The organism is Archangium lansingense, from assembly GCF_026626635.1.
In the GTDB taxonomy this organism is placed as follows: Bacteria; Myxococcota; Myxococcia; order Myxococcales; family Myxococcaceae; genus Archangium; species Archangium lansingense.
On the sequence record NZ_JAPNKA010000001.1, the window covers coordinates 12,708,732 to 12,721,991 of the forward strand.

The 13,260-nt window shown below is 68.9% G+C and carries 12 protein-coding genes; 5 read left to right on the forward strand and 7 right to left on the reverse strand.

Annotation, left to right across the window (positions count from 1 at the left end; all coding sequences use genetic code 11):
• Positions 1-77: 77 nt before the first annotated feature.
• Both OV287_RS51075 and OV287_RS51080 read right to left on the reverse strand, forming a co-directional pair.
• On the reverse strand, positions 78-1,709 hold the full coding sequence (locus OV287_RS51075; RefSeq protein WP_267541378.1) for a sigma 54-interacting transcriptional regulator: 1,632 nt from the start codon (positions 1,707-1,709) through the stop codon (positions 78-80).
• A gap of 123 nt (positions 1,710-1,832) precedes the next feature.
• The gene (locus tag OV287_RS51080) at positions 1,833-3,041 is read right to left on the reverse strand and encodes an FAD-dependent oxidoreductase (RefSeq protein WP_267541379.1); all 1,209 of its coding nucleotides are present in this window, start codon (positions 3,039-3,041) and stop codon (positions 1,833-1,835) included.
• Positions 3,042-3,103: 62 nt separating this feature from the next.
• Here OV287_RS51080 and OV287_RS51085 point away from each other — a divergent pair, with 62 nt between their 5' ends.
• A complete protein-coding gene (locus OV287_RS51085) occupies positions 3,104-3,628 on the forward strand; it encodes a MarR family winged helix-turn-helix transcriptional regulator (protein ID WP_267541380.1) in 525 nt (174 codons plus the stop codon).
• Between the two features lie 9 nt (positions 3,629-3,637).
• On the opposite strand, the gene OV287_RS51090 is transcribed toward OV287_RS51085, so the two are convergent.
• Positions 3,638-4,204 (reverse strand): Uma2 family endonuclease, encoded by a 567-nt coding sequence (locus tag OV287_RS51090; protein WP_267541381.1) that lies wholly within the window; start codon positions 4,202-4,204, stop codon positions 3,638-3,640.
• 205 nt (positions 4,205-4,409) lie between these two features.
• The gene (locus OV287_RS51095) at positions 4,410-5,135 is read right to left on the reverse strand and encodes a hypothetical protein (protein WP_267541382.1); all 726 of its coding nucleotides are present in this window, start codon (positions 5,133-5,135) and stop codon (positions 4,410-4,412) included.
• 345 nt (positions 5,136-5,480) lie between these two features.
• Here OV287_RS51095 and OV287_RS51100 point away from each other — a divergent pair, with 345 nt between their 5' ends.
• The 4 genes from OV287_RS51100 to OV287_RS51115 all read left to right on the forward strand — a co-directional run bounded on the left by OV287_RS51100 (position 5,481) and on the right by OV287_RS51115 (position 9,394).
• On the forward strand, positions 5,481-5,906 hold the full coding sequence (locus OV287_RS51100; RefSeq protein ID WP_267541383.1) for a universal stress protein: 426 nt from the start codon (positions 5,481-5,483) through the stop codon (positions 5,904-5,906).
• On the forward strand, positions 5,903-6,433 hold the full coding sequence (locus tag OV287_RS51105; protein ID WP_267541384.1) for a universal stress protein: 531 nt from the start codon (positions 5,903-5,905) through the stop codon (positions 6,431-6,433). Before OV287_RS51100 ends, OV287_RS51105 begins: the two co-directional genes overlap by 4 nt.
• A complete protein-coding gene (locus OV287_RS51110) occupies positions 6,430-8,901 on the forward strand; it encodes a cation-translocating P-type ATPase (RefSeq protein WP_267541385.1) in 2,472 nt (823 codons plus the stop codon). The genes OV287_RS51105 and OV287_RS51110 overlap by 4 nt, the downstream gene beginning before the upstream one ends.
• A gap of 298 nt (positions 8,902-9,199) precedes the next feature.
• A complete protein-coding gene (locus OV287_RS51115) occupies positions 9,200-9,394 on the forward strand; it encodes a hypothetical protein (RefSeq protein WP_267541386.1) in 195 nt (64 codons plus the stop codon).
• Here OV287_RS51115 and OV287_RS51120 read toward each other — a convergent pair whose 3' ends face one another.
• The 3 genes from OV287_RS51120 to OV287_RS51130 all read right to left on the reverse strand — a co-directional run bounded on the left by OV287_RS51120 (position 9,395) and on the right by OV287_RS51130 (position 13,077).
• A complete protein-coding gene (locus tag OV287_RS51120) occupies positions 9,395-10,861 on the reverse strand; it encodes a HAMP domain-containing sensor histidine kinase (RefSeq protein WP_267541387.1) in 1,467 nt (488 codons plus the stop codon).
• A gap of 211 nt (positions 10,862-11,072) precedes the next feature.
• Entirely contained in the window at positions 11,073-11,885 is an 813-nt protein-coding gene (locus tag OV287_RS51125; RefSeq protein WP_267541388.1) for a hypothetical protein, read from the reverse strand.
• A 121-nt stretch (positions 11,886-12,006) separates the two neighbouring features.
• Positions 12,007-13,077 carry a cysteine hydrolase family protein gene (locus OV287_RS51130; RefSeq protein WP_267541389.1) on the reverse strand — a complete coding sequence of 357 codons (1,071 nt, stop codon included), beginning with the start codon at positions 13,075-13,077 and terminating at the stop codon, positions 12,007-12,009.
• Positions 13,078-13,260: the final 183 nt, after the last annotated feature.

The following is a 13,260-nucleotide window of genomic DNA, read 5'->3' on the forward strand; positions in this document are numbered from 1 at the left end:
TCGGGAGCACAGAGCTCGCGGCCGCGCCAGAGCTCCGGCCGACGTGTCACGAACACGTCAACTCCGGCGCTGACACGTCAGTCACCGCCGAGGCCCAGCTCGCGCACGCGACGCTGGAGGGCGCGCTTGGAGACCTCGAGCCGCCGCACCATCTGGTCCAGGTCGCCCTGACACTCCTGGAAGCAGCGAGAGATCTCCTCCGGGCTCAGGTCCCTGGCGGTGCGGATGAGGGTGCTCTTGTCGATGAGCACGTAGACGGAGGAACGGGGAATGCCCAGCCGGTCCGCGGCCGCTTTGAGGTCCCACGAGCTGGCGCGCAGGGCCTCCAGCAGCTCCTGCTCGCCCACGTCCGAGGGCTTGCGGCGGGCGACCTTGTCGTCGGCGCCATCCGGCTCCTCGGTGGCGGTGTCGGCCGGGGCCCGGGTGGACACGGTCTGCCCGGGGACAGGGGCGGCGGCGGAGTCCAGCTCCTGCTCGAGCCGCGCATCGACGCGCAGGCCAGACAGGCCCCGGCTGCCGATGACGAGCTGCCGAGCCACATTGCGCAGCTGGCGGATGTTGCCGGGCCACGCGTAGCGCACCAGCCGAACGGCCAGCGACGTGGTCAGCCACGGCTCGGCGCGGGGGTCCGAGGACGTCAGCCGCTGGGCCTCGCCCGTGGTCTCCAGCTCCTGACGAGCGAAGTGCATGAAGAGCGGGCCGATGTCCTCGCGGCGCTCGCGCAGCGGCGGCACTTGAATCTCGAAGCCCGCCAGCCGGTGCAGCAGCGGCGCCTTGAAGAGTCCCTGGCGGATGCGATCCTCCAGGTTGGCGTCCGTGGCGGTGATGAGCCGCACATCCACGCGCACCGGAGCGCTCCCACCGACCGGGAACACCTCGCCCGTCTCGAGCACGCGCAACAGCGCCACCTGCACCTCGGGCGGGGCCTCGCCCACCTCATCCAAGAAGAGCGTGCCGCCATGCGCGGCGCGGAAGAAGCCGTCGCGATCTCCGGTGGCTCCCGTATACGCGCCCTTGCGAGCACCGAAGAGCTCGGCGGAGACCAGCTCCTTGGAGAGGGCGCCCAGGTTGACGCTGACGAAGGGCCCGTCCCGGCGCGTGCTGTGCTGGTGGATGGCGCGGGCCACCAGCTCCTTGCCCGAGCCCGTCTCGCCGCGAATCAGCACCGGCACGTTCAGGTCCGCCACGCGGGCGACATCCTCGCGAACCCGGCACACGCCCTCGCCCTGCCCCACCATGCCCAGGTCCCCCGGGCCGCGCTCCGTGGAGGACGCATGGTGCAGCAGCAGCACCACGCGCTCGGAGAGCTCCAGCGGCACGCCCGCGGTCAGCTCCTCGGGGGAGAACTCCCGGCAGCCCACGACGGACTGCCCGGCCACCTTCACCTGTGTCCCATCCTCCGGCACGAGCAGCCGCACCCCGCCGCGGGCCCCGGGCTCGAACTGCACGGGCTTGCGGCTGATGAAGGGGTCCCCCAGGGGCAGGGCCAGGAGGCCGCCGGGACGGGAGAAGTCTGGCGCATTGCGCGAGAGCGAGGCCGTTCTGCCCGCGGCGGCGACCATCTCGCTCAGCAGCCGCCGCTCGCCGATTCGCTGGGGCTGCGGGTGGGAGACGATGGTCAGGGCTGGCACGATGACAGGCGCCAGCGCTTGCCGGCCGCGCGTATGCACGGCGGTCGTCGAGAGGTCGTCGGAGATCTTCTTCTGCATGGGGCCAGAGCGGGGCTTCAATGCCCGAGGAAGTCTACACCGCCCTTGCCACGGGATGTTCCTGGCTCTGGAAACACCGCTCGCTGGCGCCCTCCCACCTTCTCAGAAAAACGAGAATTCCCATCAAAACACGACCTTTTGTTCCCAATCTATCCGGTAGGAGTACGTCCCATCCGTGGTGCGGGTGCCGAGCTTGAGGAAGAAGGGCATCAACAGGTCTCTCACCCAGTCCGCCAGCGGGCTGGCACCCGGCTTCATGTCCCCGTTGCGCCGGCCCTGCCGGACCAGCTTCTCCACCCGTTCCTTGCGCAGCCCCTCGTACGCCGCGAAGGCGCGGGCGACGTCCGGCACGTCGCGCAGGCAGCGGGCGAGCACCAGCGCATCCTCGATGGCCAGCGACGCGCCCTGTCCGGCATGGGGTGAGGTGGCGTGCGCGGCATCCCCCACCAGGCAGACGGGGCCCTGGTGCCAGGTGGGCAGGAAAGGGATGTCGTGGATGGGGTACTGGCCGATCTCCCCCGTCATCGCCCGGAGGATGTCCGGAATGGGGGATGGATCCTCGGCGTGCACCTCGAGCAGCCTCCGCCGCCACTCCTCAGCCGACAGGGAGGAGAGCGCCCCTCGGGAGGGCTCCTCGGGCTGAGGGAGGTTGTTGAACCAGAAGATCTCCCCGGCCGTGGGCACGAAGTAGCCGAAGAAGGCCCGCTTGCCGAAGGTCATGTGCATCGTGCTGGAAGGAGGCAGCCCGAGCGTGTTGGGGAGGAAGCCGCCGCAGCCCACCATCTTCGTGTACGTGGGGGCGGGGGCGTCGGGCAGCAGCAGCCGGCGGGTGCGCGAGTGAAGCCCATCGCAGCCGAGCAGCAGCTCCCCACGGGCCTGGGTGCCATCCTCGAAGCGGGCGGTCACCGAGCGCCCAGCATCCACCTGGAGGCCCTCGAGCTTCTTGCCGAACTCCACCCGGATGCCCCGGCGGACGGCCTCCTCGAGCAGCACCTGATGCAGCAACCCGCGCTTGATGATGATGCCTGCCGTGCCATAGCGCTGCGCGTCGGAGCCGCCGTCCATCTCTCCGATGCGCTTGCCGCGGCTGTTGCGGAAGACCATGCCCGTGCAGGCGAACCCCGCCGCCTTCACCTGGGCATCCAGGCCCAGCGCCCCCAGCGCGTTGAGACCATTCGGGGCCAGGTTCAAGAAGGCCCCGACGTGGGGGGCCGGCTCCGCACGCGCCTCGTAGAGGGTCGCGGAGAGCCCCGCTCGCTGCAGTGCCATGGCGACCACCGGGCCGGCGATCCCACAACCGATGATCAACGCTTCCCTTGGATTCGTCCTCATCGTAGGTCCTTGGAGTATCGTGTGTTTCGAAGTTCATTTATTTCTAAGTTCGAAAGATTCGAATGTCAAACCAAGAAAAGAAGGCGCTGATCGAGGAGGTAGGCCGGACGGTGACGGAGGAGCAGGACGCGAGGGACGCGGTGGACGAGGCGGCGGCCGAGCGGCTGGGAGTCAACCGGAGCGATTTGCGGGGGATGGGGCTGCTGCTGTTCCGAGGGCCGATGACGGCGGGGGAGCTGGCGGAGGCGGTGGGGCTGTCGCCGAGTGCCGTGACGACGGTGTTGGATCGACTGGAGCGGGCGAGCAAGGTGCGCCGGGTGCGCGACACGGTGGACCGGCGGCGGGTGCTCGTGGAGGTGACGCCAGAGGCGCGCGAGCAGGTGGAGGAGCTCTGGGGACCCATCGCCCAGGCAGGGCGCGCGATGCTGCAGCGCTACAGCGTGGAGGAGCTCGAGCTCATCCGGGACATGCTGCGGCGCAGCCGGGATCTCCAGCTCGAGCACGCCGCGCGCATCCGAAAGCTGAGTGAGCCACCGGCGAGCACGGCTCCAGGAGGGAGCAATAAGGAGCGCAAGCGCGGCCAGTAGACCGGGCGATCACCTGGAAGGAAGCCAGAGCGCTTCGAGCTCCAGCTCCACGGCCTCGAAGGGCTCCGCGCGGATGCGCTGGTCCCCGCCGTAGTTGCCCGCGAGCACCCATCGGTCCCCCTCGCGCCGGAAGACCTCGAGCGCCCGGGTCACCGGCTCGATGAGCCAGACGTGGCCCACCTGCTCGCGCATGTAGACCGGCATCTTCTTTATCCGGTCGAAGCTCGAGGTCGACGGAGAGAGCACTTCACAGACCCAATCTGGCGGAAGGGTGAAGAAGGGCTCGTCTGGATACACTGGCATCCGAGCGCGCTTCCAGCCGGCCAGATCCGGAACGAGCACATCGCCGCCGAAGTGCAGCTCCGGCTCATCGAGGATCCACCAGTCCCCCGGGCCCCCTCGGCCGCGTTGGAAGGGCCCGGCGATCTCGACCCCCAGTGCCGAGGTCACGAGCGTATGGCGGCTGGCGGGCCGGGGCGAGGCAACGAGCTCGCCATCGACAAGTTCCCCCACCACCGTCTCCGGCAGGGCGCAGAGGTCCTGGTACGTCGCGGGTTTCTTGACCGTGACCGTCATGGGTTCCGGCGGCAGAAGACCACGCCCCCGCCAGCGAGGGGAAGCATCCTCATGGGAGATGAAGGGCTCCATTGCTCAACAGGTAGCATGGGCCCTCCCCTACTTCTATAGTAATCAACAAAGAGGTGACCTGTTCAGTCACCCCTCGCCTCCGCCGCGGACATACCAGCAACCCTCGCTGGCATGCCCGGGGGAGGAGCCAGGCCTACTGCGCGCAGTAGGTGTTGCGGTCGATGATGGCCGTCACGTTGACGATCGAGCCGGGACGCACGACGAACTCGCTGGCGCCCACGTGCTTGGTGTCCTGGCTGCACCAGTCATAGGTGTAGCCCAGGCCCGTCCACGGGTAGTGCGCGCTCTGCCAGAAGCCGTAGCTCGAGGCGTAGTTGTTGGAGATCCACGTCTTGTGCTCGCTGGACACGCCCTCGGGGAATGCCAGGCCACACGAGCTGTCATCGATCTCCGGATCCGGACAGGGGCGGAACATGTCGCCCGGCTTCACCCACATCTCGACGAACTGCCGGCCGTTGTCCCACTCGTTGGCCGGAGGCAGGCCGAGGAACTGGTTGACGCGCGCGATGCGGGCCGCGTCATCCGTCACCGTCTTGCACAGCTCCTTGAGCTGCGGCACTGCGGTGACCCAGATCTCCCGCGACAGCGTGTTGTCGCCCTGCGCGTAGCCCGTGTACGTGGTCCACGCGACCATGCGCACCGCGCTCTGATCCGCGTTCCACGACAGGCGAGTGTTGGACGGGGTGATCGCCCAGAGGTTGGTGACCACCTCCTCCTGGGTGGCCTCGATGGCGTCGCCAACGGCCGCATCGTAGGACTCCTGGGTACAGAGCTCCGCCTCCGGACCACACGCAACCAGCGACATCAGGGCCACGGCGGACGGAAGCCAACGCAGACGCGGCATACCTTCGTGCTTCATTTCTCTCTCTGCTCCTGTGGGGGGTGAACCGCCCACTCTCTCAGAGGAGACCCCTGGCGAAAACGGGTCTATGGATACCCGGCGATTCCCAGTTTCCAAGAGGAGAATCGGTCCTCCAGCTGCTTCCGAGGCACCAGGCGCCTGCCTGTGCGCCAGGTGCCCAGCACCTCGGCCCGAGCCTCCAAGCGCCAGCGGTCCGAGTGCCGGGTGTGCACCTTAAGAGAGGAAGGTGCGGGCAACGCGCAACGCTTGCGCCATCTCACGCAGTCCTTGCGCGCCTACCCGCGGAGCGCCGGGCCCGTCCCTCGGAAGAGGGCTGGCACGGGACATGGAAGGGAGCGGGGTATGGCTCGCATTCTCATCGCAGTCGATGGCTCTGCTCCGTCCCTGCGCGCCCTGGAGTTCGGCGCCTCTCTGGCAGCGAAGCTAGGGGAGGGAGTCGTCCTGCTGCATGCGATGCCACGGGTGGTGCTCCCGGTGGGTGGGGGGGGTCCGGGCGCGCTCGCCGAGTTGCAGCGCACACTCCAAGTCGAGAGCAGCCGGTTGCTGGCGTCCCTGGCGAACAAGGCCCGTGCATACGGCGTGGAGGTAGAGACGGAAGTGGGAATGGGAGAGGCAGCGCTCACCATCTACGACCGGTCGGAGGCGCCGGACATCCAGATGGTGGTGATGGGGAGTCGGGGACAGAGAGCGGTGGCGCAGCTGCTGCTCGGCAGCGTGGCCAGCCATGTGGTGCACACGGCCACGAAGCCCGTGGTGGTGGTGAGATGAGCAAGCCCGGAGGACGTGAGATGCGGCGGATACTGGTGGCGGTGGACAGCACCGAGGTGGCGCGCGAGGCCACGCGCGTGGCGCTGGACCTGGCCGGGCGCGTGGGTGCGCAGGTGAAGATGGTGCACGTGTTGCCGCCCTCGGTGGCCGAAGGCGAGACGGAGGACTTCGCTGCCTTCGAGCGGGCGTGTGAGGACTACGCGCGCGGGCTGCTGGAGGAGCTGCGCCAGCACACCGGCCGCAGTGGTCCACCTACCAGCGTCGAGGTGCTGCACGGAGCGCCAGCAGAGGCCATCTCGAAGGCGGCCAGGGCCGAGGACGTGGACCTGGTCATCGTAGGCACTCGGGCACGCGGAGCGCTCGCGCGCACGCTGATGGGGAGCGTGGCGGACGAGCTGCTGCGCTCCTGCCCCAAGCCGGTGATGGTGGTGCCCGAGGTGTCCCGGAAGGTGCGCACCCGCGAGGACCCGGAGGCGGAGCTCGTCCGTGCACTCGCCTCCACGAAGCAGGGGGGCGCCCCGGGATGAACGGTCCGCAGACCCCGGTGTCCCAGGAGCAGTCCCGCCCCACGCCCCCCTCCACGCCACGGCCCGTCAACACCGTCCTGGGCTTGAGCCAGGCCGAGGCCACGCGGCGTCTGGCCGAGCACGGACGAAACGAGATTCAGCGCGAGCAGACGCGCTCACCGTGGGCGGTGCTACTGGAGCAGTTCCGCTCGCCGATGATTGCCCTGCTGCTGGGAGCGGGCGGGGTGTCGGCGCTGCTGGGGGAGTACGCGGACGCGCTGGCCATCGGCGCCATCGTGGTGGTCAACGCGCTCATCGGCTTTCTACAGGAGTTCAAGGCCGAGCAGGCCTTGGTGGCGCTGCGCTCGATGACGGCGCCCCGGGCGCGGGTGATGCGGGACGGCTACGCGGTGCAACTGCCCTCGGCGGAGGTGGTGCCTGGGGACGTGCTGCTGCTGGAAGCGGGCGATGTCGTGGCCGCGGACGCGCACCTGCTGGAGGCACACGCCCTGGCCACCAACGAGGCGGCGCTGACGGGCGAGAGCGCGCCGGTGGACAAGGCCGCGCGAGCAGTGGCCGCGGACGCGCCGCTGGCACAGCGCTCGGACACGGTGTTCCTGGGCACGGCGGTGACGCGCGGCACGGGACTGGCCGAGGTGAGGGCCACCGGCATGCGCACGGAGCTGGGGAAGATCGCCCACCTGCTGGCCTCGACGAGCGACACGGAGACGCCGCTGGAGCAACGGCTGGCGAAGGTGACGCGGACGCTGCTCCTGGCCTGCCTGGCCGTCGTGGTGCTGGTGGCGGCACTGGGCCTGTGGCGCGGCCAGGGGTGGATGACGGTGCTGCTCTCCGCCATCTCGCTGGCGGTGGCGGCGGTGCCCGAGGGCCTGCCCGCGGTGGTGACCATCGCCCTGGCGCTGGGCGTGCGACGCATGGCGGCGAGACACGCGCTGGTGCGCCGGCTGCAGGCGGTGGAGACGCTGGGCTCGACGACAGTGGTGTGCACGGACAAGACGGGCACACTCACCACGGGCACCATGGAGGTGCGCGAGGTCTGGGGCACCCACTCCCATGCCATCCTCTTCGCCTCGGCGGCGTGCTGTGAGGCCTCGCTGGGGCCGGATGGGAAGGAGGGCACGGGAGACCCCACGGAGCTGGCCCTGCTGCGCGCGGCACTGGCCCGGGGCATCCGCCGCGAGGAGATTGAACGCGAGCGCCCGCGCGTGATGGTGCGGCCCTTCGACTCGGAGACGAAGCGCATGTCCGTGCTGCGCGCGGACGGAGCGCTCTACGTGAAGGGAGCGCTGGAGGTGTTGCTGCCGCGGTGCCGTGCGGACACGAACACGGTGAGCGCCTCTCGAGCGGCGCGAGAGCTCGCGGGCCGGGGCCTGCGGGTGCTCGCGGTGGCACAGGGCAACGGGCCCGAGGAGGAGAACCTGGAGCTGCTGGGACTGGTGGGCATGGCGGACCCGCCCAGACCCGAGGCGGTGGAAGCGGTGGCGGCGGCGCGCGCAGCGGGGGTGCGCACGGTGATGATCACCGGCGACAGCCTGGAGACGGCCCAAGCCATCGGACGCGAGCTGGGAATCCTCCAGCCGGGGGAGGACGCAGCGGAGCGCATCCACGCGCGAGTGACGGCGGAGGACAAGCTGCGCATCGTCCGGAGCTGGAAGGAGCGGGGCGAGGTGGTGGCGATGACAGGGGATGGGGTGAACGACGCGCCAGCGCTGCGTGAGGCGCATATCGGTATCGCCATGGGGCGCACGGGCACGGAGGTGACGCGCGAGGCGGCGGACCTGGTGCTCACCGATGACAACTTCGCCACCATCATCACGGCCATCCACGAAGGCCGTGCCATCTACGAGAACATCCGCAAGACGCTGGTGTACCTGCTGGTGGGCAACGTGGGCGAGCTGACGCTGATGCTGGCGGCCTCGCTGGTGGGCCTGCCAATGCCCTTGGTGCCGCTACAGCTCTTGTGGATCAACCTGGTGACAGACAGCCTGCCGGCGCTGGCGCTGGTGATGGACCCGGCGCGCTCGGAGCTGCTGGCGCGCCCGCCCCGGCGTCCCGACGAGCCGATGCTGGGCCCAGCGCAGTGGCGCTACATTCTGATGGTGGGGACATTGGAGGCGCTGCTGGTGCTGGGAGTCTTCATCTGGGCAGACCCTGCCCATGACGTGGACCGGGCGAGGGCGCTGGCCTTCTCCACGCTGGTGTTCGCGGAGCTGTTGAGAGCGTTCGCCGCGCGCAGCGCCACGCGAATCTTCTGGGAGGTGGGGCCGCTCACCAATCGGCTGCTGCTAGGCATCGTCATCTTCTCGGTAGGGCTTCAGGTGGTGCTCTACGAGCTGCCGGCGGCGCGGGGGCTGTTCGGACTGGGAGCGCTGCATCCGCGCGAACTGGGACTGGCCTTCGCCCTGGGCCTCCTGCCTGTCACGCTATTGGAAATGACAAAACTGGTGCGCCGCGTCGCGCGCGGTTGACGAAGTACGGCACCGGGCCGGACGAAAAATGTCAGTCCGGTGCCCCTGGATGGCACGCCATACATCTTCGCCGCGGGCTCGCACACGTTCGTCATCAACCCCTTTTCTGGAGGAATCTGGACGAGCGACGGCACCGCGGCGGGAACCCAGATGCTCGCCGAGCTCCCCTTGGTCGGCCCACCTCCCGCGCTCGTGTCCCTGGGTGACACCCTCCTCTTCTCGGTGGGCCACGCGCTCTACCGGAGTAGCGGCACTCCCGAGAGCACCATCCAACTCGCGAGCCCCAGCTTGAGCCTCGATGCGCGGCAAGGAGCGGCCCAACTCCCCGACGGCCGGTGGCTCGTCCTCGCCTCCACGGACGCCTTCAGCGAGCCCTACTCGCCCGTCGAACCTGACGGTCTCCGGCTCGCGGCTCTTCTTCGTCGCCGACGAGGGCGAGCACGGCCGGGTGCTGTGGAGCGTGAAGAAGGCCGCCTTCCACCACCCGCATTAATCAGTGCACGGTGTCGGCCGGGCTCGGGGTGGCATCCTCGGGCCTGGCCGGATGCGCCGCGGGGTGGGCGCGGGGCAGCCGGACACGGAACGTGGAGCCCACTCCAGGGCGGCTCTCCACCTCGATGCGGCCCCCGTGCGCCTCCACGATGCGCCGGGCCACCGACAGACCGAGCCCCACGCCCGGTGCCTTCTCTCGGGCCCGTCCCGTGCGCCGGAAGGGCGTGAAGAGGGTGCGCAGCTCCTCGTTGGAGATGCCAATGCCCCGGTCCACCACGCTCAACACCGCCTCGTTCCCCTCGCGGCCGACGATGACGTCCACGCGGCTTCCCGTCTGCGAGTACTTCAGCGCATTGCTCACCAGGTTGTGGAGCACCTGCTCCACGCGCGTGGCGTCGGCGCTCAAGAGGACGGGCTCCTCGGGGAGATGGAGCCGCAAGTCATGGGAGGAGCCTCCGGCCTGGTACAGCTCCACCACGGCGGCGGCCAGCTCGCGAGCGTCGCGCTCCTCCAGGCTCAGCTCGAAGCGGCCGGCCTCGATGCGGGTGGCGTCGAGCAGATCTCCCACCATCCTGTCCAGGCGAGCCACCTGACGGCGCACGAGGGCCATCGTCTTCTGCAGGCGCTCCTCGGGGATGGGCCGACCGGAGGTGACGAGGGCGGCGGACATCTTCAGCGCGGAGAGGGGGTTGCGTAGATCATGCGCCACCCCGGCGAGGAAGGTGAGCTGCTCCTCCTGCTGGCGCGCCAGGGAGTTGGCCATCTCGTTGAAGGTGTGGGCCATGTCGCGCAGCTCGGCGGGGCCGGACTCAGGGGCGCGGGTGCGCTTGCGGCCGGCACCAAAGCGGCGCATGGCGTGGCTCATGTCGAGCAGAGGGCGGAAGACGAAGCGGCGCATCCACCACAGCAGCGCGCCCCCGCCCAACACCATGAGCGCGGCCACGCTGACACCGCCAATGTTGGCGAGCTGATCCCACCGGTCCGCGCGGGCCTGGGTGACACGGGCCTCGTTGACGTTGAACGCGACGAGCTGATCCAACGCGGCGAGCGCGCTCTCCAGGCGGGGGATGAGCTCCCGGCTCGCCTGCTCGGGAGGCTGGTTCGCGACGCGCTCCCGGGCGAGGAGATAGCCGGAGATGGTGCGCTCGGCCTCGGTGATGAGCGCCTGCTCCTGGGGCGACCAGGCATTGCGCCGGGCCTCGGCAAGGTGGGAGCGGAGGGAAGCCTCGATGGTCTCGGCCGAGCGGGGCGAGTCGGAGGGGATGCGCAGGAGAGTGTCCGACATCCGGTACAGCATGAGCAGATCCACCTGGAGCGCCTCGGCCAGACGGACGCCCTCCACGGCGCTCCCCATGCTCTCGGTGGTGCGGTGGAGGAAGGTCGTCAGGATGATGAGCGAGGCGGCGCCGGCCAGGGCGAGGGCCGCGAGCATCGCGATGGCCGCGGTCATGATGCGCTTGAGGCTCATGACGCCTCCGGGCGGCAGCCGCGCTGCGGGACGTGGCGAGGGCTGCGAAGGTCCACGCGATTCCTCCCGGAGAGACAGAGGGGCCGGTCCTCCCGCGCCCTCCCTTCTCAGCAACACGAAGATGTGTCCGGAAGAAGCCGGTTCGCCATGCCCGCCCGGAGGGCAGCCGTCGGAGCGCGAGCGTCAGGAGGAACGGGCGCCAGGCCGGGCGTCAGGCGCCGAAGCCGCCGAGGGCGGTGCGACTGAAGCTGGCGGCGCCCTGGCTGACGCGGACGGCGGACTGGCTGAAGACCTGGAAGGCCTTGCGGATGTCCTGAGCGCTCTGGCCTGGGGTGAGGATCCACTTGTCCTCGATGCCCATCTCGCGGAAGACCTTGCGGAAGTCAGTGCTGCCGTCGTCGATGCCCATGGCGGCGACGATGTGGTTCTCGGCGCGACGCAAGTCACTCACGAGCGCGGCGACGTCGCGAGCGCGGGAGGACTGCGAGTGGCAGTCGCCACCATCGGTGATGAGGAGGGTGACGGTGCGGGCGGAGACGCCATTGCGGGTGAACTCCTGGGCCTTGGCGAGCACGGTGCCGAGCAGAACGACGGCCTGGTCATAGAGGGGAGTGCCCTTGTCGGGGTCGTAGTTCTTGGAGTGCATGCGGACGACGTCCTCGAGGGGCCGGTAGGGATTGAGGACGAAGCCATTGAGGTAGCGGGTGTGGAAGAGGATGCCGTCCTTTTGCTGGGAGGAGAGGAGGGAATCGAGGACGAGGTTGTGGCCGTCACAAACGGTGCGGGCATGACCGGAGTGCTGAATGGAGCCGGAGTCATCGGGCATGACGGTGACGAGGACGACCTCGGAGGCCTGGACGTCATCGACGCTGATGCCGAGGCCGGCCTGGATCTGCGCCCCGAGGTCTACGACGGTGAGGGCCTGAAGGGCCTGGGGGCTGAGGACACCTTCGGCATGAGCGGCCTGAAAGAGCTGAGAGACATTGGCGCTGGAGCTGTTGCCATTGCTGGACTGGGAGCTCATCTGAACCTCCGTAGAAGTCCCCTCTCCCTCTGGGAGAGGGTCGGGGTGAGGGAATAAGAGCCCAACTCCCTCTCCCATCGGGAGAGGGTCGGGGTGAGGGTATCGAGGAACCGTGTGCTGACTAGGAGATCCGCAGGTCCGGCCACGAAGCGAGCGGGTCCGTGGACTTCACCAGGTGCATGCCGGCATTCGCGAAGCGCTGGAGTGCGGCATCGGCCTGGGGAGTGAAGTCCGCGGCGAACCCACCCTTGCCATCGGGGACAGTCACAGAGGACATACAATCCGTGAGCAGATACACCTTGCGAGCGAGCGCGGCATCCTGAGCGAGGATCTCCCCGAGCAGGTCATCAATGGAGCTCTTGACGCAGTGGCTGGCGGCCTGGCCAGCGATGACAACAGCATCGGCGGTGAGGAGCGTCTTCAAGAACTGGGTATTGCGCTGGGCGAGCGGCTGGCCGTCGTGGCGGGAGAGGACCTCGGGCCGAAGGACGGAGTAGTTCTCCGTCAGCGGATTACCGCCCTTGACCTCGGCCCAGGACTGGGCGCCGCGAGCGAAGGAGTGGAACAGGCGGGCCTCCTGAACGACACCGGCGATCGCGTGACCATCACCACCGAGGAGGCAGTGAGGGGGCCAGAGGTAGAGGGTGTACTTCCCGGCGCGCTCCAGCTCCTCGCAGTAGTACTTCACCTGCTTGAGGAGCCAGGGGTAGTTGCCGCCGCAGAGCCACCTGGCCATGGCGGGATTGGGGCGGACCTGGCCGCGTTCAATCTGCTCGCGAGTGATTTCGCGGTAGGCGGTGAGAGGCTGGTCATTCTGGTCGACCCAGAAGGACGGGAAGAAGATCTGGTAGGCGAAGTGGGTATCGAGCGTGGTGGTGACGTTCGTGAGGGCGCCGAGGTTCTTGTAGATGAACTCGGAGATGCGGCGGCTGTCATCGATGGCGCCGCGACCGGAGCGGCCGGCGACGTAGAGCGAGCCCTCGGGGAAGCAGAAGTCCTTCTGCACGTCGATGAGGAGCAGGTGGAGGTTGAAGGAGTCAGTGGCGGAAGCGGAGAGGCCGTGGGCGCCGCGCCAGGTCTGGGCCTCGGCCTGGAGGGCCATGGCGTTGGGGCCGTAGGCGAAAGCGGCGGCATTCGCGGGCTTGTAGAACGACGGAAGCGGCAACTCCTTCAGCTTCGACTGGGTCTTCATGTGCATCCCCCTTCGTGTTCCAACAACACAAACATAGTGTCCGAACAACACTATGTCAAGGCGAGGTGGCCCGAATCGGGGTGGGCCCCGGGTATGCCAAGGTGTCAGGGTTACGCATGCTCCCTCTCCCTCTGGGAGAGGGCGGGGGGTGAGGGTCGTCCACACGGTGCGCAGGAAGGGACA

What these genes read in the sequence shown, in the direction of transcription:
- OV287_RS51075 (WP_267541378.1), bottom strand. Translation starts at nt 1,709, where the DNA reads ATGCAGAAGAAGATCTCCGACGACCTCTCGACGACCGCCGTGCATACG.
- OV287_RS51080 (WP_267541379.1), bottom strand. Translation starts at nt 3,041, where the DNA reads ATGAGGACGAATCCAAGGGAAGCGTTGATCATCGGTTGTGGGATCGCC.
- OV287_RS51085 (WP_267541380.1), top strand. Translation starts at nt 3,104, where the DNA reads ATGTCAAACCAAGAAAAGAAGGCGCTGATCGAGGAGGTAGGCCGGACG.
- OV287_RS51090 (WP_267541381.1), bottom strand. Translation starts at nt 4,204, where the DNA reads ATGACGGTCACGGTCAAGAAACCCGCGACGTACCAGGACCTCTGCGCC.
- OV287_RS51095 (WP_267541382.1), bottom strand. Translation starts at nt 5,135, where the DNA reads ATGAAGCACGAAGGTATGCCGCGTCTGCGTTGGCTTCCGTCCGCCGTG.
- OV287_RS51100 (WP_267541383.1), top strand. Translation starts at nt 5,481, where the DNA reads ATGGCTCGCATTCTCATCGCAGTCGATGGCTCTGCTCCGTCCCTGCGC.
- OV287_RS51105 (WP_267541384.1), top strand. Translation starts at nt 5,903, where the DNA reads ATGAGCAAGCCCGGAGGACGTGAGATGCGGCGGATACTGGTGGCGGTG.
- OV287_RS51110 (WP_267541385.1), top strand. Translation starts at nt 6,430, where the DNA reads ATGAACGGTCCGCAGACCCCGGTGTCCCAGGAGCAGTCCCGCCCCACG.
- OV287_RS51115 (WP_267541386.1), top strand. Translation starts at nt 9,200, where the DNA reads ATGCGCGGCAAGGAGCGGCCCAACTCCCCGACGGCCGGTGGCTCGTCC.
- OV287_RS51120 (WP_267541387.1), bottom strand. Translation starts at nt 10,861, where the DNA reads ATGAGCCTCAAGCGCATCATGACCGCGGCCATCGCGATGCTCGCGGCC.
- OV287_RS51125 (WP_267541388.1), bottom strand. Translation starts at nt 11,885, where the DNA reads ATGAGCTCCCAGTCCAGCAATGGCAACAGCTCCAGCGCCAATGTCTCT.
- OV287_RS51130 (WP_267541389.1), bottom strand. Translation starts at nt 13,077, where the DNA reads ATGAAGACCCAGTCGAAGCTGAAGGAGTTGCCGCTTCCGTCGTTCTAC.